Origin of the sequence: Psychrobacter okhotskensis, from assembly GCF_013248965.1 — a bacterium.
Taxonomy (GTDB): Bacteria; Pseudomonadota; Gammaproteobacteria; order Pseudomonadales; family Moraxellaceae; genus Psychrobacter; species Psychrobacter okhotskensis.
On sequence record NZ_JABRVQ010000001.1, the window covers coordinates 17,599 to 37,432 of the forward strand.

Here is a 19,834-nt window from a genome sequence, read left to right on the forward strand (position 1 = left end):
CATAATAAATGTGTAAGCTACCCTTAATAACTTATTTAAATGCTTGAATCTATCTGGTAAGTAAAGTATTGTACTAAATTATTACAAATAACTATCAGATTGTACATTTAATATAAGGTATAGAGTTTGTGAGGCTATTTACTTCCAAAAGTCGACATTTGATTGGCATAGATATCTGTGCCACTTCAGTCAAATTGGTCGACATACAGCGCCAACAAGGGATATTTCATCTGAAATCCTATGGTATTGAAAGACTACCGGAAGGCGTAGTCGTCGACAAACTCATTGTAGATACTGAGGCAGTGGGTAACATTATAGCTGGTTTGGCGAGACGCTGTCAGGTAGCTGGCAGCGACGCCGCTGCCGCCGTCTCAGGGTCAGCAGTGATTACCAAAATCATTGATATGGATATGGTGCTAAACGATGTCGAGCGCGAAGCACAAATTCGTTTGGATGCGGATCAATATGTGCCTTATCCATTAGAAGATGTCAATTTGGACTTTGAAGTCTTGGGCCCGTCTTTGATCAATGATGAGATGGTGCAAGTACTGCTTGCGGCCTCACGCTCGGAAAATGTTGACCAAAGAGTAGATGCTTTGACCTTTGGTGGCCTGCAAACCAAGGTAATGGATATTGAAACCCACGCTATCGAACGCGCTTTTGGCCTAATGGCGGATAACCTACCAAACATGCCAGAATTGGTCGCTTTGGTCGACATCGGTCATAATCAAACCACTTTATATATTGCTAAGAATGGTGAGTTTATCTATAGTCGCGAGCAATTGTTTGGGGGCTCTCAACTCACAGAGGCGATACAAAATCGCTATGGACTATCAGCTGAAGAAGCAAATATCAGCAAACGTGAACGTACCTTGCCAGATGACTATTATCCTGATGTGTTGACTCCTTTTATAGAAAATACCATCCAACAAATCACCCGCTCCCTACAGTTTTACTTTTCCTCGAGCCAATACAGCAGTATTGATCATATCGTGCTCGCCGGTGGTAGTAGCTCTATTGCCGGTCTTGCTGGTATGGCGCAACAAAAACTGGGTGTGACGGTCAGTATCGCCAATCCATTTACCAATATGACCATTGCGCCGCACATTGATAATGAGCAGTTGGTCATTGATGCACCGAGTTTAATGGCCGCGTGCGGTCTTGCGTTAAGGAGCTTCGACTAATGGCTCGTATTAATCTATTGCCCTGGCGGCAAGAAGAGCGCGAACGTCGTAACAAAGAATTTCTTACCCTAGTAGTGGCGGTAACTTTACTCGCCTTGTTAGCAGCGTTCGCTTCGTGGAGCTATTTTAATAATGAGCTTGATGAACAACGCAATGCCAATGCCCTGATTGAGCAAGAGAACGCCCGCTTAGACAAAGCGTTGACTGAAATTGATAGCCTAGAGCAACGCCGCGAAGATATCATATCGCGTATGCAGGTGATTCAAGATTTGCAAGGTAGACGTCCCGTCCCTGTACGCCTGTGGGATGATTTGGCCAAAGCCATTCCTCCTGCGCTTTATCTAAATAATCTAAAACGTGAAGGTGACACCCTTACCTTGACAGGTCTTGCGGACAATCCAAATGTCGTATCAAGTTTGATTCGTAATCTTGATAGCAGCAAATGGATGGGCAATTCAGCGGTCAGTAATATTCAGCAAAATATCAGCGCTTATGCACCAGCACCTGCGCTCAATGAAACGGTTACGACTGGTGAACAGCCACGCCCTGTTTATCCTGAAGACAGTTATGTGCAGTTTGTCGTAACGACCAAGGTACAATCAGAGACGGCGGTACCTGCAGATGCTAATGCAACTACTGGGCTTGGAGGTGAGTTATGAAACTTAGCCGTAAAAAAAGCCTAATTAAAACCAAAAAGACGGCTGTCAATCCTAAAAAACAGTTTGACTTGAATGAGTTTCGCCGCAGTTTTGAGTCTTTAGATTCTGAAAACTACGGCAGCTGGCCTCTTCCAGTAAAGATAACGGTGATTGGATTTATTGTTGCTCTGATAGCCGCGCTATCGTGGGCGCTACCGATTAGCAGCAAAATTGATGAGATTACTGCAGCTGAAAGTCAGCAGCAAACCTTACTTGACAGCTACCGTGAAAAAGAATCACGGGCGCGTCATTTAAAGGCTTATCAAGCACAGGTTGTCCAGATGGAAACGGAGTTTAACACCTTACTTGACCAACTGCCAAAAGACACGCGTGTGTCAGAGCTGGTAGAGGGTATCAATATGACGGGCGTTGGCAGTAATATACGTTTCCAAGATATTTCTGTAGAGCCTGAAATTGAAAATGAGTTCTTTATTGAGCAGCCTATTCGCATTGCAGCGTTAGGGGAATATCATCAGTTTGGTAGCTTTCTCAGTGGACTTGCTGCTTTACCACGTATTATTACCATGCACGATTTTGAAGTCAGTAATCCACAACCTACTTTGGATGTGTTGCCGGAGCTGAATTTGGTATTACAAACCAAAACCTATCGCTCAAAAGAGGCGGCACCTGAAGGTGAAGAAGCCGTCGCGACTGATGCTGCTACAACTGATGCTGCAGGAGGCAACTAATGACTATTCAAAAATTGCCCATGCTACTGATTTTAAGCACCGCTGTTTTATCAATGACAGGTTGTAGTGACCGTATTGGTATGGCAGAGCAAGCGATGACAGATATTCGCAATCAGCCCGCGCAGCCTATCGAGCCACCGCCAAAAGCTGAACTGGTAGAAGATTTTGTCTATAGTGCCAGTACGCAGCGCAGCCCGTTTTTGCCACCAAGCTTAGTCAATGTACAAGGTCCTAGTACCTCTATCGATGGCGTACGCCCTGATATCACTAGAGTCAAAGAACCACTTGAGCAATATGAGCTGTCACAGCTGACTTTTCGCGGCGTCGTAATTTCGCCTGAAGGTCAGCAATATGCACTCGTACAACGTCCTGATGGTTCAGTGGCTAGTGTGAGAGTAGGTGATTATCTTGGATTAAATGACGGCCGTATTGTTGAAATCACGCCGACCCAAATTAATTTGATTGAAATTGTGCCAGACAGTCGCGCCGGGTTTATTGAAAAGCCCCAGTCGTTGGTCTCCCCTATAAGTTAAGTCGGCAGATTTTTTGAGGAATAAATAATGACAGTACGCAACAACAAGGTAATGATGATGAGCAACCGCGTCTCTTCTGCTTTTGCCATCTCTGCATTGGCAATCAGCATGGTAGCAGTTAATAGCAGCGCCCATGCCGCCCAGCGCATCAATAATGTGTCTGTGGTACAGACTGCACCCGCAGTGACACAAATGCGTTTAGGCTTTGCAGGCTTGCCAGTATTACCTGCCGCTTACCAGCTGGATGATCCTAGCCGTTTGGTATTGGATTTTGAGCAAGTACAAAACGGACTTGCCAGTCGTTTTAACGAATACAATATCGGTATGGTCAATGATGTTACGACGTTAAGTAGTGACAGTACCACGCGTCTGATTGTTGGGCTTAAACAAGCGGGCAACTATACGACGGCGATTGACGGCAATGATCTGCTGTTGACCCTGACCGATCCCAGTCGCCCAGTCATTACCAATGACCCGATCCAAGACGTACTCAATGACAACAATGCCATTACCACGACGGCAGTAGTCACACCGATTGTAGAAACCAGTAGTGTACCCGTTGCCCCAGTTAGAACAACGTCAACTAGCACGACCGTGATCAATAACCAAGCGCCAACGGATACGATGGTCGTACGCGTAAATCCACTATTAAATCCACAGCTTGCTGCCTCTCAAGTTAGCAAGCAGTATAGCTATGACGGCTTAACGGCTGTGAATTTTTCGGCAGGAAATAACGGCGGCGGCAACGTCAGTATTGCACTTGCCAATGAAGCGATTCCGGTGGATGTGCAGCGCCAAGGTAACAAGCTGGTCGTACGCCTAACGGGTAGCACGGTGCCTAGAAACCTATTACGTCGCTTGAATATTAATAGTGGTCTCGTGAGTAGTATCGATACCAAAAACCAAGGTCAAAATGGCGTTATCACCATCAACATGACTGAGGATTATGAGTATCAAGCTTACCAATCGGGTAACCAGTTAAACGTGAGTATCAGTAAGCCTGAGCTACTAAGAGAGCCAACCCTAGAAGAAAGAGTCTATAGTGGTGAAGCGCTATCTATGGAGTTCCAAGACGTGGAAATTCGTAGCGTCTTAGATATTTTAGCGCAGTTCACTGATATGAATATCGTCGCTAGTGATTCGGTGGCGGGTAACATCACTTTGCGCCTGATCAATGTGCCTTGGGATCAAGCGCTTGATATTATTCTAAAAAGTAAAAATCTGGGCAAACGCGAGAATGGTAGGGTGATCTTAGTCGCGCCTGCTACAGAACTTGCTGAACAAGAAGCGCGTGAGCTTGAAGCGCAGCAAGCAGTTGAGTCTTATGCGCCACTACGCACCGAGTACATTCGCTTAAGCTACGCTAAAGCGGCAGATGTATTAACCCTTATCTCACAAGGTAGTGGCTCATCTGGTGGTAGCAGCGCTAGCAACTCTAACTCTAGCGACAACAATACTTTACTATCCAATCGTGGAACGGTCACGGTCGACGAACGTACCAATACTCTGATTATCAAAGATGTGGCGGACAGTATTGAGAATATCCATAAGCTTATCAGCAAAATTGATATTCCGGTCCGCCAAGTAATGATTGAAGCGCGTATCGTTAGTGCGACTGATAGCTTTAGTAAAGAGATTGGCGTTCGTTGGGGCATCCTATCGAATGGTGCGGCGAATAACCGTAGCCTACTCGTTGGTGGTAGTAATCAGACTTTGGCAGATCTTAAGGATTTTGATATCGAAACCACGACTGTCAATGGTCAAACGGTTTCTTATCCTTCTTACGATATCAGCCGTCCTGATAACTTAAACGTTGACTTAGGCGTGGCCAATCCAGCGGGTAGTATTGCTTTTGGCTTGCTAAGTATGTCGGATGTGATGCTCGATCTTGAGTTGTCAGCTTTGCAAGCCGACAATCGCGGTGAAGTTATTTCAACGCCAAAGATTTTGACAGCGGACAAACAAACGGCCAAAGTATCATCGGGTACGCAGATTCCTTATCAAGAAGCATCGGCCAGTGGCGCAACCACGACCAGCTTTAAAGAAGCGGCACTAAGCTTAGAAGCAACGCCGAACATTACACCTGATGGTAAAATTGGTTTGCAACTGGTCATTACCAATGGCACGCCAACGATTATTAATGATCAGGTAGCGATCGCTGAAGATTCAATCTCGACTAACGTTATCGTTGAAGATGGTCAAACCATCGTACTAGGCGGTGTCTTCAAAAATCGTACTACTAATGAGGTATCTAAAGTGCCTTTCTTAGGAGACTTGCCTTATGTTGGCCGAGCTTTCCGTAAGGATGTACGTAATAACTCTAAAGAAGAGCTACTGATATTTGTCACGCCAAAGCTGATCAACGATGGTGTAAGCCGTTTAAATTAATAATCTTACTATCAATTATCAATCGAAAAAAGCAAGCCTTAGTGCTTGCTTTTTTTATGGATAAATTTAGGTTGATTTGACCATAGCAAGACACTGTCAATCGTATTTTTTGAATTTGGTACAACAATAATCATGGCTCATTACTAGCCAGAATATCAATGACGTTGTATCATACCTAATTTAGCTGAGTGAGTACTATGATGGAGGAATTACCGTCGGTGTTTTTAGTGGGACCGATGGGAGCGGGGAAGACCACCATTGGTCGATTGCTTGCCAAACAATTGGGGCGGACGTTTGTAGATAGTGATTGGTATATCGAGTCGCAAACCGGCGCTGATATTGCTTGGATATTCGCTAAAGAAGGCGAAGCGGGCTTTCGTGAGCGTGAGACACGTGCCATCGATGAGCTGAGCCAACAACAGCAGATAGTATTGGCAACGGGTGGTGGTGCCGTTATGTCTGCTGAAAACCGCGAGTTTTTAAAGCAGCGCGGTATCGTGGTTTATCTTAATGCGCCAGTCGATGTACAAATGGCACGCACCGCGAAAGATAAGTCGCGACCTTTACTACAACAGCCCAACCCTAGAAAAATCTTGCAAGATTTATACAGCACCCGCGACCCATTATATCGGCAAGTGGCTCATATCATCATGCCTACCGGTCATACTTACCCTCGTCATATGGTCAGTCAATTATTACAGCAACTCGAATCGTTCTATTGCACGCCTTCTATAACGCCAGAATCTAAAGAAGATTGATGGCAAAAATAATAGAACATAAATATAACGATACTCAGTCAACTAACGTTCCCTCATTAAAAATGCTCAAGGAGACTTTCATGGCAACGCCACTGTTTCATGATGGCTTAACCGTACACACGCACAGTCATGATTATCCTATTGTCATTACTGAACAAAGTAGCACTGAGCAAAACAGCACTGAGCAAAGCGCTATGGCTCAGCAAATCATGCCCTATATTACTGGTCGGCAAGTATTAATTGTCACCAACGAGACGATTGCACCGCTTTACTTGGCAGCGCTAGAGGCACCATTGGCAAAGCAGTTCATCGTGAAGGTATGTATACTCCCAGATGGCGAACAATATAAGAATCAGACGAGCATTAACCAGATTTATGATGCGCTCATGGCCGAGCATTTCAATCGGGATGTGACATTGATTGCTCTCGGCGGCGGCGTCATTGGTGATATGACTGGGTTTGCAGCAGCCAGTTTTATGCGCGGTGTCAACTTTATCCAAATTCCAACCACACTATTATCACAAGTGGATTCAAGCGTTGGCGGCAAAACAGGCATTAATCACGCACAAGGCAAAAACATGATCGGGGCTTTTTGGCAGCCGCAAATGGTGCTTGCTGAGATGAGTACATTAAAAACCTTGCCAGCGCGTGAGCTATCAGCAGGTCTTGCAGAGGTCATTAAATACGCACTTATTATGGATGCGGAATTTTTAACGTGGCTTGAGCACAATTTACCAGCGATGATGGCGTTAGATTTGGCAGTACTTGGCGAGGCGGTCAAACGCTGCTGTCAATACAAAGCCGATGTCGTGGCGCAAGATGAAAGAGAGTCGGGTGTACGGGCGCTATTAAACTTCGGTCATACTTTTGGTCATGTGATCGAAACCCACGAAGGCTATGGTAATTGGCTGCATGGTGAGGCGGTTGCCGTTGGTATGGTACAAGCAGCCGAGCTGTCTCAAAAAATTGGCTGGTTAACGAGCGAAGACGTGGCTCGTATTAAACGCGTTTTGACATTGGCCAATTTACCTATCACTCCACCTGCTATTGATGTTCAGACGGCTTTAGACTTGATGGGGCATGATAAAAAAGTGAAACACGGACAAATCCGCCTTATTTTGTTAAAATCACTGGGTGACGCGGTATTAACCAATGATTTCGATGCTGAGCTTCTTACTGACGTATTGTCACAGCACAGCTCATCAGAACGTCAAATTTAGTGATATCACTAAACCCTTGCAAGCGAACCATTGCAATGGAGCTGTTAGTCACTACTGTATTGGCATGAGCACAGGTTTAAAGCGTTTAACTCTATTTCACCAAGGACATCCTCATGGCAGCATCTAGCTCGTCGACTCGTAACGCTGGCCAATCATATCGCCGTCAAGCACTGATTTGGTTGTTGGTGACCCTGTTGCTAGGCGTCGTCACCGCTTTGGTTTGGATGTTTAGTCAAACGCCAGCGATGGGTGCCAAGATTGAAAATGCGCCGATATCTGCGCCGCAAACAACGAGCACCGAACTTGAGCAGCCATTGGCCATTGAATCATTGCATGAGCTGGATACGGACGTGCAGCCGATCAATTTTGATGCGACCGTTCGTGATTTACGCAGTTATCCTGATGAGTTTAAAGACAAGCGTTATCTGCTGGCTAATAAAGGCAAATGGACTGTACAGGTCATGAATGTTGCGGAAAACGAGGTGATCGTCAGTTATTTAGAAGGTCGGGAAGACCGTGCGAAGTTTTCCTACTTTCGCTACCTTGATGACAACAATCAAGTCCGTTATATGCTGACTTATGGTTTGATGAGCAGCCTGCAAGAGGCCGTTGGTGCTGCCAAATTGATTGACTTTAGGCTGCCTGCCAATGTGCGTGTCTTACCTGAAGAGATCAATCGCTACGTCAGTATCATCGACAATTATGAGCGCCCTGATCCGGTGAAAGACTTGAGTGCGAGACGCACGCGCTCTGTAAATTTGCGCCCGACCAAACGTGAAGTGCCAGTCCGTCAGAAAGTGCAAGCTAATGATAGTGATGGTGCTAATGAGCAAGCAGCAAGCAATAATACCAGTCGTAGTGGTCAAGAAGCGGCTAACAATAGTAATGATGAAAGCATTCGTCAATCGGTCGATACCTCTGCGACCCTATCGGTCAATGAAGAGCGTACCGTCGGCAATGAAGAGCAAACACTGACTGCTTCGAGCGCTAAAAATGATGATACTCGTAAGCCTGAGCAAGCTGCCAAAAAACCTGCAATTGATAATAGCACGCTAAAAAAACCGCCGGTTGTACCAACGCCTAAGCCGCCAAGTTCGACTAATAGTACAAATAATGGCTCGAATGCCGCTAATAAAAACAGCAATAGTAGTGCGCCTAAAGCCAATAATGACAGTATAAAAGAGCTGATCGAAGAAAAAAGCAATTAATTTTTGGTTAGTGCTATGCCCTAAAAAAACCTCACTAAAACGTTTGTTTAGTGAGGTTTTTTTATGTTTGTCTATCTGCTCATTTACATACTTGCCTATTTTGTTAGACAACTAACCAATATAGAGGTTAAAAGAACTTCGTCAAAGCAGCTTTAAAAACCCTCGTATCCTATAGCTGTAAAAGCCATTGCAGTGAGTTATTGACTGTTTATTAGCAACTCATAATATAAGCTCTTACAAAATCTGGCTGATGAATCGACAGAAAAGACTAGATTTTTTGTCCGTCATTAACTAAGATGACTATGGGCAACGCTCTGTATAGTTATCGTAAATAACGATTTAACGCACAGTCATTTAGTTACGTACTATTAGTGATAACATAGTTGCGTACTAAGCGATTGTTGTCTCAAGCGCAGCGATTTGCCATCGACAGTAAGCTTATTGCAAATCGCAAAATCCCTCTTATTGTCACTGCTATTAGGGTCATTAAGGCGCTTGAATATAGAGCGTCTGATATTCAAAATTAGTCAAATGTCATATTTTCGCATGCTCAACTAGCCGTCGACTAAGCCGCGCTAGTAGGATATAACGCCAAACGTTAAGGTACGTGCTGACGAGTGAGTAACTGGTATACGGGGTATTTTTTATCCAGTTGCCATGGGCGGTTACTGACTATTTATTGGTGCATTTTGTTATAACACCGTTTGTCTGTTATCAGACTATCAAGCGACTGTGAGAGTCAGGGGGTTATCTCACGCTCACAACATAACTATCTACTGAGCTGCACGTCATTTATTAATTCGGATATACGAATATTTACCTACCAGCCCGTTCTGCCTGCGGTCACCAGTTTATGTTCCGCATTGGATATATAAGCTGCCCGTTTACTTAAAAGGACAAGCTATGTCAATGATTTCTTCCCATACGCATTTGGCCACGCCGGATGACTTTTCTGATAACTGTGGCTTTGGTTTGATTGCTCATATTGAGGGACAAGCCAGTCATGATTTGGTAAAAACGGCTATTCATAGTCTCAGCTGTATGACCCATCGCGGTGGTGTTGCTGCTGACGGCAAGACGGGTGATGGTTGTGGCTTGCTACTGGCAACGCCGACCGCTTTTTTTAAAGACATTGCTAGCGAGCAACAGTTAACAGTGACGGATAACTTTGCTGTGGGTATGGTGTTCGTCAATTTAGATGAGACCAAAGCACAGCACAGCCAGCAGGTACTCGCCGAAGAGATTATCGCTGAAGGCTTAGAGGTTGCTGGCTGGCGTGATGTGCCACTTGATTTGAGTATCGTTGGTGAGATTGGTCGTGAGACCTTGCCAGACTTTAAGCAAGTGTTTGTCAATGCGCCTGATAATTTAGATGCGGATGATTTTAACCGTAAGCTGTTTGTCGCGCGTAAAAAAGCAGAGCAACGTCTGGTCGATGACGAGCTGTTTTATGTTTGTTCGCTGAACTGTCAGACTATTATTTATAAAGGTCTGGTGATGCCATCAGATCTACCAGCGTTTTTTCTAGATCTCCAAGATCAACGTTTGGCATCACATATTGTGGTATTTCATCAACGTTTTTCAACCAATACGCTACCACGCTGGCCATTGGCACAGCCGTTTCGCTATCTTGCGCACAATGGCGAATTAAACACCATTACCGGTAACCGTAACTGGTCTGAGGCACGCACACCAAAATTAAAATCTGCCAAATTACCCAATCTGAATGAGCTAACGCCGCTGGTTAATAGTACGGGCTCTGATTCGTCAAGCTTAGATAACATGCTTGAAGTACTTATGTCTGGGGGCATGAATCTGTTCCATGCGATGTCTATTCTAGTGCCACCAGCATGGCAAAATGTCGATAGCATGGATATGGACTTGCGGGCGTTTTACGAGTTTTACTCGCAGCATATGGAAGCATGGGATGGCCCAGCAGGTCTTGTGATTCAAGATGGACGCTATGCTGTCTGTATGCTTGACCGTAATGGTCTACGCCCCTCGCGTTGGGTGACGACTAAAAATGGCTATATCACTGTGGCGTCAGAAGTAGGCGTTTGGGACTATGCGCCAAAGGATGTACTGGCAAAAGGTCGGGTAGGACCAGGTCAGATGCTAGTCATTGATACTTTAACTGGTCAAATCTTAGATACCAAAGCGATTGCGACCTTATTGAAAAAAGCCCATCCCTATCGTAAATGGTTACGCGAAGAAGCCACTCGTATCCGCGATGATGAGCGCTTAGAAGAAGAGTTGGCAGCACAAGCTTGCCGCGGTGATAAGCTAAAAGCGCTGCAAAAAATGTATCACATTACCAATGAAGAGCGCACAGAAATCATTCGGCCTAATGCCGAAAATGCGCAAGAGCCAGTCGGTTCGATGGGTGATGATACGCCCATGGCAGTACTGTCACAGCAGATTCGCCATGTCGGGGACTTTTTCCGTCAGCAGTTTGCTCAGGTGACCAATCCACCGATTGATCCACTGCGTGAGTCGATCGTGATGTCGCTACAGACTTGCTTGGGCGCTGAAACCAATGTGTTTGCGCCATCTGCGCGAGATGCACACCGTATTATCTTATCGTCGCCTGTATTGTCCGCTAGCAAAATGCAGCAGCTTGAAACTTTGGATGATCCAGCGTTTAAGGTTGCCCGTATTGACCTAAACTATGATCGCACCCTAGAGCTATCAGCGGCCATCACTGCTATCTGTGAGCAAGTGGCCAGCAGCATTCGGGCAGGGCAGACGTTGATTGTGTTGTCTGATAAAGACATCGATGCGGAAAAAGTACCGGCCAATGCCATTATGGTAACGGGTGCGGTGCATCATTACCTCATTGGTCAAGGTATTCGTACTGATGCCAATTTAATCATTGAGACGGGTCTCGCGCGCGATTCGCATCAAATAGCCGTATTGATTGGCTTTGGCGCGACTTGTGTCTATCCATATCTGGCTTATGATGTCATTGATGATTTGGTTGCAACCGGTGAGCTATTGGGCGATCCGATTCAAGCGCGGGTTAATTTCCGTAAGGGCTTAGATAAAGGTTTGCTAAAAATCTTATCAAAAATGGGTATTTCTACCATTGTCTCTTATCGCGGTGCACAGTTATTTGAAGCCGTTGGTCTCTCTGAAGAAGTCGTGAGCTTGTGTTTTAAAGGCGTACAAAGCCGTATTAAAGGCGCTACCTTTGCAGACTTGGCTGCTGATCAAGCACAGCTAGCCGCCAATGCCTTTAAACGTCGTGCGCCACTGGATCAAGGTGGTTTATTGAAGTTTGTCTTTAATAAAGAATATCATGCCTTTAATCCAGATGTGATTAATAGCCTGCATACCGCTGTACGTACGGGTGATTATGACAATTATCGTCATTATGCCGATTTGGTCAATAGTCGTCCGGTTGCCACCTTGCGTGACTTATTGCAGTTGAAGACGGACAACCCGATCGATGTTAATGAAGTCGAAGATATCTCCAAAATTTTAACCCGTTTTGATTCGGCTGGTATGTCGTTAGGGGCGTTGTCTCCTGAAGCTCATGAAGCCATCGCGATGGCAATGAACACCATTGGTGGGCGCTCAAATTCTGGTGAGGGCGGCGAAGATCCTGTACGTTATGGCACGCTGCGTAACTCAAAAATTAAGCAAGTTGCCTCGGGTCGTTTTGGTGTGACCCCAGCGTATTTACGCTCAGCAGAAGTCATGCAGATTAAAGTCGCGCAGGGCGCCAAGCCGGGTGAGGGTGGTCAGCTGCCGGGTGGTAAGGTCAATGCTTTGATTGCTCGTCTGCGCTATTCTGTGCCGGGGGTGACGCTCATATCACCGCCGCCGCATCATGACATTTATTCTATCGAAGATTTGGCACAGCTTATTTTTGACTTAAAACAAGTCAATCCAGACGCCTTGGTTTCGGTCAAGTTGGTCTCACGTCCGGGCGTTGGTACTATTGCTACTGGTGTGGCAAAAGCTTATGCCGACTTGATTACCATCTCAGGGTATGATGGCGGTACGGCAGCGTCACCGTTGTCCTCTATTCACCATGCTGGCTCGCCGTGGGAATTGGGTCTTGCCGAGACCCATCAGTCATTACGCGTCAATGGGTTGCGCGACAAAGTACGTATCCAGACCGATGGTGGTCTAAAAACTGGTCTTGATGTGGTTAAAGCCGCTATCCTTGGTGCCGAAAGCTTTGGCTTTGGTACGACGCCGATGATTGCTGTTGGTTGTAAGTATTTACGTATTTGCCATCTCAATAACTGTCCGACGGGCGTTGCCACCCAAAAAGCCCAACTGCGTGACGAGCATTTCATTGGCGAAGCAGAAATGCTGATTAACTTCTTTAAGTTTGTCGCCACCGAAACGCGTGAGTGGCTTGCTGCATTGGGTGTGCGTAGCATGGAGGAGTTGGTCGGACGTACAGACTTGCTTGATGTGCTAGAGGGTAATACCGATAAGCAGCGTCATTTAGATTTGTCGCCGCTGTTATTTAGCCATCCAGCCAGTAGCGGCAAAGCGCAGACTTGTCAGGTAGAACGTAATGAGCCGTTTGATAAAGGCTTGCTTGCGGAGCAAATGATTAGCGATATGCTGCTCAATATTCGTCAAGGTAATGGCGGCGATTATAGCTATTACGTCGGTAACTGTGATCGTTCCATTGGCGCACGTATCTCAGGTGAGATTGCGCAAGTATGGGGCAATCTGGGCATGAATGAGAAGCCAATCAAACTGCATCTGACGGGTACTGCTGGGCAGAGTTTGGGCGTCTGGAATGCTGGTGGCTTACATATTGAGCTAGAAGGCGATGCCAATGACTATGTGGGCAAAGGCATGGCAGGTGGCGAGATTGTCATTTATCCACCCAAAGACTCTAGCTTTACCGCGCAAGATACTGCCATTATCGGCAATACCTGTCTATATGGCGCAACCGGTGGTAAGTTGTACGCAGCGGGCACAGCAGGCGAGCGCTTCGGGGTGCGCAACTCTGGCGCGCATGCGGTCATCGAAGGCACGGGTGATCATTGCTGTGAGTATATGACGGGCGGCATCATGACTATTCTTGGTCGTACTGGTCTTAACTTCGGCGCGGGTATGACGGGCGGCTTCGCTTATGTGCTCGATATGGAAGGGGACTTCTTTGATCGTTGTAATCATGAATTGATTGACTTAAACCGTATCTCAAGCGAGCAGACGGAAGGTCATCGTATTCACTTACAACAAGTGCTTGAGACTCATGTGGATAAAACTGGTAGCGCGTGGGGTCAGACTATTTTGGCTGACTTTGAGCATTACGTGCGCAAGTTTTACTTGGTGAAGCCAAAAGCGGCGAACATTGCAAGTTTGCTTAAGACCACGATGGCTGACCCACAGTAGCTCAGTCAGTAATAGGTTTACGAGCATCTTAACTCATAGGTTTTGAGCAGGTAAATGACAGCCCTTATCCGTAAATTTGCCTCATTGAGGCTGCAGATATTGGCTGTTATCACCCACTATAAAAGAGATAACACCATGGCAAAACGCTTAGAAAATAGTTTTCAGTTTTTAGATGTGCCTCGGCTTGAGCCGACTAAAAAAGACATCGCAACGCGCTCAACGGAGTTTGTCGAGATTTATAAACCATTCGAGAGTGAGCCAGTGGCGCAGCAGTCACATCGCTGTCTTGAGTGTGGTAACCCGTACTGCGAGTGGAAGTGTCCTGTACACAATTACATTCCTAACTGGCTCAAATTGGCCGCCGAAGGGCAGATATTTCAAGCCGCTGAGTTGTGCCACCGTACCAATACTTTGCCTGAGGTTTGCGGCCGTGTCTGTCCCCAAGATCGCCTATGTGAAGGTGCTTGTACCCTGAACGATGGCTTTGGCGCGGTCACTATTGGTAATGTTGAGAAGTATATTAACGATACCGCCTTTGCGCTTGGCTGGCGACCTGATATGTCTGACGTGGTTTGGACGGACAAAAAAGTCGCTATCATTGGCGCAGGACCTGCAGGTTTGGGCTGTGCAGATATCTTGGTGAGAAATGGCGTTAAACCAGTTGTCTTTGACAAACGTCCTGAAATCGGCGGCTTATTAACCTTTGGTATTCCAGAGTTTAAGATGGAAAAAGACGTCATGCGCAATCGCCGGGTCATCTTTGAAGACATGGGTATCGAGTTTCGTCTAGAGACAGAAATCGGTACCGACGTTAGTATCGATGAGCTATTAGGCGAGTACGATGCGGTGTTTATGGGTATGGGCACTTACACTTATATGCGTGGCGGCTTCGCTGGCGAGGAGTTAGACGGTGTCTATGATGCGCTAGATTACCTGATTGCCAACGTGAACCGTTGTAACGATTGGGAAAAAAATCCCGAAGAGTATATCGATTTTAAAGGCAAAAGAGTGGTGGTGCTCGGTGGCGGTGATACAGCAATGGATTGCAATCGCACCAGTATCCGCCAAGGCGCTGAGCAAGTCGTCTGCGCTTATCGCCGTGATGAAGAAAATATGCCAGGCTCGCGCCGCGAAGTAGTCAATGCCCGCGAGGAAGGTGTTGAGTTCTTATTTAACCGTCAGCCAACCGAAATCATTGGCTTAAATGGTAAGGTCAAAGGCGTAAAAGTCGTGACCACCCATTTAGGCGCACCTGACAACCGTGGTCGTCAGCGTCCAGAGCCAATTGTAAATTCTGAAGAGATTATCCCTTGTGATGCAGTGATTATGGCCTTTGGCTTCCGTCCTAGTCCTGCCGATTGGTTCGAGTCACAGCAAGTGGCGATGGACAGCTCTGGTCGTGTTTTGGCTCTCGAAAAGCAAACCTTTAAATTCCAAACCAAAAACCCCAAAATCTTCGCTGGTGGCGATATGGTACGTGGTTCTGATTTGGTCGTAACCGCCATTTGGGAAGGGCGTGAAGCCGCTGAAGGTATTTTGGACTTCTTAGAGGTTTAATGGGTTTGATTTACATCCAGTGACTGATTGCTTTGCTTTGCTTTGTTCTCAAACGTCTTTTACCTTTTAACAGGCAAAAGACGTTTTTTTTGATAGCTGGTTATGCTGCTAATGTCTAAGTAACGCTTAGTCTTTTACGTCTAATGCCATTCACGAAAATTAGAGTAGCAAGAAAAATCGATATCAGCACTGCGTGATGGTTCGATATTACTTTTTACTGATTATATATTCTTCAATTAATAAGAGTACCTGTACGTGAAACCAAAAATTTGGCAACGCTTTATCGCACCATTTATTGAGCCTTATGCGCGCTATCAGCACGCTGATATCTTGCATGCCATACGTATAGGTGCAGCTATTGTACTTGCGCTGTTAGCCAATCAAATAAGCCGTTTTCCGCACGGAGAATGGACGACGATCACCGTCTTTATTATTTTAGGATTGCTACAGTATCAAGGCGCTATTTATACTAAGGCCAAAGAGCGAGTACTGGGTACAGTTTTGGGTATTGTCGTGGCATTTTCGATCTTATGGTTTAATAAAGCGACGGGTGCTTGGTTAGGGGTAGAGTACTTGCTGATTGGAATCAGCAGTGGGGTTATTGGTTATTTTTCGGTTAGGCGGCTAGGCTATACCGGATTACTGACTGGCATTACTATGCTAATGATCGTCTCTAACTTAAATCAAATTAACATAGCGCAAGATGGCGTTTATCGGGCACTCAATATCTTAATCGGTACGGGTATCGCAGTCATGGTGACAGTGGTCTTGCCTCTCAAATCTACCTTGATGTGGCGCTTTTTATTGGCAAATAATTTGGAGGCCTGTAGCACTCTTTATGCTGGTGTCGGACATCATATCGATGCTGAAATAGTGGCTCCTAAGTCGATTGTTTATACTAAAGCGACAAGCTCAGCGAGCCTGAATAATGCCAAAAATAGCGCTACTCTAGATACCCCTGTCAATAAAGCATTGATAAAATCGCTGCAGCAAATAAACAAGCGACTACTCGCAGTACGGCCCCATATCGCTGCCACTGCAAGCGAATCAGGCATTGATAAAGAAACCATAGAAACGATTCAGCGTACCCACCGCAATATCATCGGTACCATCGATTTATTGCTCAGTGCGGCGCCGCACTTGGCGAATATCGATATCGATGATGAAAACCATACGCTACTGATTCACTATCAGCACGAGTTGACACAAGCCATGCAGCATATCGCAGCAGTACTACGCAGTCCAAGCGATCAAACCTTTCGACCGATTACGCGTATTGCGCTATCAGAATATCCTAGCGTACAGACTGCAACGTTTGAGTGGCAGGGCTATTTTTGGCTGACGCAAACGTTGCAAACCCAACTGCGACAGCTAAGTGATCTGCTACAAGTGACCAAACCGCAGTGGTATGCTGCTTCTGGTCTGCGCTATCAAAGGCGCGAGCAGCGTAGAATGAAAGAGCAGGGTGGCGAGTCAGACTTACACTTGTAAGTAACAGAGATACTGACACCCACTTGCAACTACTTGTCAGCGTCTCTTAGTGTTATCAATAGCCAAATGCTATCTTCTTCGGATGTTTTTTTGTCGTTATGTGCTAGCATGTTTTGACCTTTGACGTCTTTTATCTTTTAATAGGTAAAAGGCGTTATTTTTTGACCATCGCTTTATTCGTGGTTAAGCCAGTAGCTAGGATTTAACCAATTTTTTATTCCTTTATTATAAGAGATACCCTGCGTGAAACCGACTGTTTGGCAACGATTTACGGCACCGTTTGTAGAGCCTTATGCCCGCTACCAGCATGCGGATGTTTTGCATGCCATACGTTTGGGTGTGGCCGTACTTATTGCACTGTTGTTAAATGAGTTTACGCACTTGCCGCATGGCGAGTGGACGACCATTACCGTATTTGTGATTTTGGGTTTGTTGCAATATCAGGGAGCGATTTATACCAAGGCCAAAGAGCGGATATTGGGTACTTTGCTTGGAGTGCTGGTCGGGCTTAGCTTCTTATGGTTGATTAAAGATATCGGTGGTTGGCTGTGGTTGTATTATGGGCTGATTGGCATTATCAGTGGCATCATCGGTTATGTGGCGGTCAAGCAATTGGGTTATATTGGGCTGCTAACAGGCATTACCATGCTGATGATTGTATCGAGTCCTGACCACAGCAGTATTGCCCAAGATGGCTTATATCGCGCGTTTAATATTTTGCTTGGCGCAGGGGTGGCGGTCGCAGCAACATTAATTTTACCGCTGAAGTCGACGTTGATGTGGCGGTTTTTGTTGGCCAGCAATCTTGAGACGTGCAGCAATTTGTATGCAGGAGTGGGCAATCATATTGATGCCGATGTACTAGTACCCAAGCCGTTTAAATATAGTAAGGCGACCAGTTCAGCCAGTATTATTTATCCATCGAGCAGTTCTATACCGGATACACCCGTCAATAAAGCCTTGGTGAAGGCGTTACAAAAGATTAATAAGCGCTTGCTTGCCGTGCGTCCGCATATCGCAGCGACTGCCAGTGAATCGGGCATTGATAAAGAAACGCTAGAAACCATTCAGCGTACCCATCGTAATATTATCGGTACCATTGATTTGCTGTTAAGTGCCGCACCGCGCTTGGCAAATATCGAGATTGACGATGAAAATCATATTTTGCTTATCCATTATCAGCACGAATTAACGCAGGCAATGCAGCATATGGCTGCGGTATTACGTAGCCCAAACGATGAGGTATTTCGCCCCATTACTCGCATCGCGGTATCAGAGTATCCGAGCGTGCAGAATTTAGGTTTTGAGTGGCAGGGCTATTTTTGGTTGACCCAAACTCTGCAAGTACAGTTGCAGCGATTAAGTGATTTATTACAAAAGACCAAGCCGCAATGGTTTGCTGCTTCTGGCCTGCGTTATCAGCGCCGTGAACAGCGCCGTATTGAGCATAAAGGCAGCGAGACAGATTTACATTTATGAAGAAAACAAATAAAAACGCTGACTCTCACAAGTCAGCGTTTTTATTTAAACAATATTTTTAGGGCGTGTTTTTCTAGCCTTCTGTATTAACGACCCGTTTTTAGCTTATCCCAATACTGCTGGTACACTTGCAGGGCTTCATCACCGACGTCTTCTTGGAATTCAGCTTTGGCCAACACCTCTTTGCTAGGATAAATGGTTGGGTTATTACGCACGCTTTCCTCCATCAGCTCACGCGCTGCCAAGTTCGGCGAGGCATAACCAATCTCTTCACTGACAATCTTGGCGTTCTCAGGACGCAGTAGGTAGTCGATAAATTTGTGCGCGGCATCCACCTGCTTGGCGTTCTTCGGAATGACAAAGTTGTCCATCCAGAGTATCGCGCCCTCGCTTGGGTACTTATAGACCAAGCTGGTCAAGCCTTCGTCATTGGCCATGACGGCTTCGCCATTCCACGTCATACCGAGTGACGTTTCGCCTTCGATATAAGGCATGCGTGTCGCATCTGAGTTAAAGGTTTTGACGTTTGGCATCAAGGTAGTGAGCTTGTCATAAGCGGCTTTGATCTCGTCAGGATTGCTGCTGTTACCCGAATAGCCAAGGGTGAGGAGCGCCATACCAAACACTTCGCGTACATCATTGGTCAGCATCACTTGACCTTTATACTCAGGTTTCCACAGATCGTTCCAGCTATTGACCGTCGCAGGATCGACCGAATCGCCATTGATGGCCAAACCAGTGCTGCCCCACATATAAGGAATTGAGTATTTGTTCTCAGGGTCAACCTTGGTATTGGTAAATGAGGTATCGAGGTTTTTAAAGTTACTCAGTTTAGATTTATCAAGCTCTTGCAATAGCCCTTCTTTGGCCATTTTTTCGACATAATACGTCGATGGAATCGCTAAGTCATACTGACTAGAATCATCGAGTAGTTTGAGCTTGGCGTACATGGCTTCGTTAGAGTCAAAGGTGGTGTAATTGACCGAAATGCCCGTCTCTTCTTCAAACCCATCTAGAATCTCTTGCGGCATGTACTCTGACCAGTTATACAGATTTAGCGTCTCATTGCTAGCAGTAGCGTTGCCATCAGCGGCATTGTCAGCGTTGCTACAGCTGGCCAGTGCTAGGCCGACTGCCATGGCTAATAAGGCTTTTGGTACTAAACGACCATTACGCGCCGCTGTGTTGGCAGTGGCATGGGGCGATGATAAGTGAGTCAAAATATCTCTCCTAGATAAAGGTAAGGCAAATCGATAAAAATA

General features: G+C 45.9%; 13 protein-coding genes. 12 read left to right on the forward strand and 1 reads right to left on the reverse strand.

Annotated elements, in window-relative coordinates; all coding sequences use genetic code 11:
• Positions 1–128: 128 nt before the first annotated feature.
• The 12 genes from pilM to HQR03_RS00120 all read left to right on the forward strand — a co-directional run bounded on the left by pilM (position 129) and on the right by HQR03_RS00120 (position 18,572).
• Positions 129–1,184 (forward strand): type IV pilus assembly protein PilM, encoded by a 1,056-nt coding sequence (gene pilM, locus HQR03_RS00065; protein ID WP_101212191.1) that lies wholly within the window; start codon positions 129–131, stop codon positions 1,182–1,184.
• Positions 1,184–1,843, forward strand: a complete 660-nt coding sequence (locus HQR03_RS00070) for a PilN domain-containing protein (RefSeq protein ID WP_025652251.1) — start codon at positions 1,184–1,186, stop codon at positions 1,841–1,843. The genes pilM and HQR03_RS00070 overlap by 1 nt, the downstream gene beginning before the upstream one ends.
• Complete coding sequence (locus tag HQR03_RS00075) at positions 1,840–2,571, forward strand: type IV pilus inner membrane component PilO (RefSeq protein WP_173238724.1); 732 nt, start codon at positions 1,840–1,842, stop codon at positions 2,569–2,571. Before HQR03_RS00070 ends, HQR03_RS00075 begins: the two co-directional genes overlap by 4 nt.
• Positions 2,571–3,104: a pilus assembly protein PilP gene (locus HQR03_RS00080; protein ID WP_173238725.1), complete on the forward strand. Its 534-nt coding sequence runs from the start codon at positions 2,571–2,573 to the stop codon at positions 3,102–3,104. The genes HQR03_RS00075 and HQR03_RS00080 overlap by 1 nt, the downstream gene beginning before the upstream one ends.
• A 27-nt stretch (positions 3,105–3,131) precedes the next feature.
• Positions 3,132–5,492 carry a type IV pilus secretin PilQ gene (gene pilQ, locus HQR03_RS00085; RefSeq protein WP_173238726.1) on the forward strand — a complete coding sequence of 787 codons (2,361 nt, stop codon included), beginning with the start codon at positions 3,132–3,134 and terminating at the stop codon, positions 5,490–5,492.
• 197 nt (positions 5,493–5,689) lie between these two features.
• Positions 5,690–6,250, forward strand: a complete 561-nt coding sequence (gene aroK, locus HQR03_RS00090) for a shikimate kinase AroK (protein ID WP_101212195.1) — start codon at positions 5,690–5,692, stop codon at positions 6,248–6,250.
• Between the two features lie 80 nt (positions 6,251–6,330).
• Positions 6,331–7,470, forward strand: a complete 1,140-nt coding sequence (aroB, locus tag HQR03_RS00095; protein WP_101212196.1) for a 3-dehydroquinate synthase — start codon at positions 6,331–6,333, stop codon at positions 7,468–7,470.
• A 113-nt stretch (positions 7,471–7,583) separates the two neighbouring features.
• Positions 7,584–8,678 (forward strand): hypothetical protein, encoded by a 1,095-nt coding sequence (locus HQR03_RS00100; RefSeq protein ID WP_173238727.1) that lies wholly within the window; start codon positions 7,584–7,586, stop codon positions 8,676–8,678.
• A 903-nt stretch (positions 8,679–9,581) separates the two neighbouring features.
• On the forward strand, positions 9,582–14,045 hold the full coding sequence (gltB, locus tag HQR03_RS00105; RefSeq protein WP_101212197.1) for a glutamate synthase large subunit: 4,464 nt from the start codon (positions 9,582–9,584) through the stop codon (positions 14,043–14,045).
• Positions 14,046–14,180: 135 nt separating this feature from the next.
• Entirely contained in the window at positions 14,181–15,602 is a 1,422-nt protein-coding gene (locus HQR03_RS00110) for a glutamate synthase subunit beta (protein ID WP_025652259.1), read from the forward strand.
• Between the two features lie 255 nt (positions 15,603–15,857).
• Positions 15,858–17,093 (forward strand): FUSC family protein, encoded by a 1,236-nt coding sequence (locus HQR03_RS00115; RefSeq protein ID WP_173238728.1) that lies wholly within the window; start codon positions 15,858–15,860, stop codon positions 17,091–17,093.
• 243 nt (positions 17,094–17,336) lie between these two features.
• Entirely contained in the window at positions 17,337–18,572 is a 1,236-nt protein-coding gene (locus tag HQR03_RS00120) for an FUSC family protein (RefSeq protein ID WP_173238729.1), read from the forward strand.
• A gap of 86 nt (positions 18,573–18,658) precedes the next feature.
• Here HQR03_RS00120 and HQR03_RS00125 read toward each other — a convergent pair whose 3' ends face one another.
• Complete coding sequence (locus HQR03_RS00125) at positions 18,659–19,792, reverse strand: ABC transporter substrate-binding protein (RefSeq protein ID WP_025652262.1); 1,134 nt, start codon at positions 19,790–19,792, stop codon at positions 18,659–18,661.
• Positions 19,793–19,834: the final 42 nt, after the last annotated feature.

Excerpts from the sequence above, each read along its gene's own strand:
- gltB (WP_101212197.1), top strand. The coding sequence starts at position 9,582 with ATGTCAATGATTTCTTCCCATACGCATTTGGCCACGCCGGATGACTTT.
- HQR03_RS00100 (WP_173238727.1), top strand. The coding sequence starts at position 7,584 with ATGGCAGCATCTAGCTCGTCGACTCGTAACGCTGGCCAATCATATCGC.
- HQR03_RS00070 (WP_025652251.1), top strand. The coding sequence starts at position 1,184 with ATGGCTCGTATTAATCTATTGCCCTGGCGGCAAGAAGAGCGCGAACGT.
- aroB (WP_101212196.1), top strand. The coding sequence starts at position 6,331 with ATGGCAACGCCACTGTTTCATGATGGCTTAACCGTACACACGCACAGT.
- pilQ (WP_173238726.1), top strand. The coding sequence starts at position 3,132 with ATGACAGTACGCAACAACAAGGTAATGATGATGAGCAACCGCGTCTCT.
- HQR03_RS00110 (WP_025652259.1), top strand. The coding sequence starts at position 14,181 with ATGGCAAAACGCTTAGAAAATAGTTTTCAGTTTTTAGATGTGCCTCGG.
- HQR03_RS00075 (WP_173238724.1), top strand. The coding sequence starts at position 1,840 with ATGAAACTTAGCCGTAAAAAAAGCCTAATTAAAACCAAAAAGACGGCT.
- aroK (WP_101212195.1), top strand. The coding sequence starts at position 5,690 with ATGATGGAGGAATTACCGTCGGTGTTTTTAGTGGGACCGATGGGAGCG.
- HQR03_RS00080 (WP_173238725.1), top strand. The coding sequence starts at position 2,571 with ATGACTATTCAAAAATTGCCCATGCTACTGATTTTAAGCACCGCTGTT.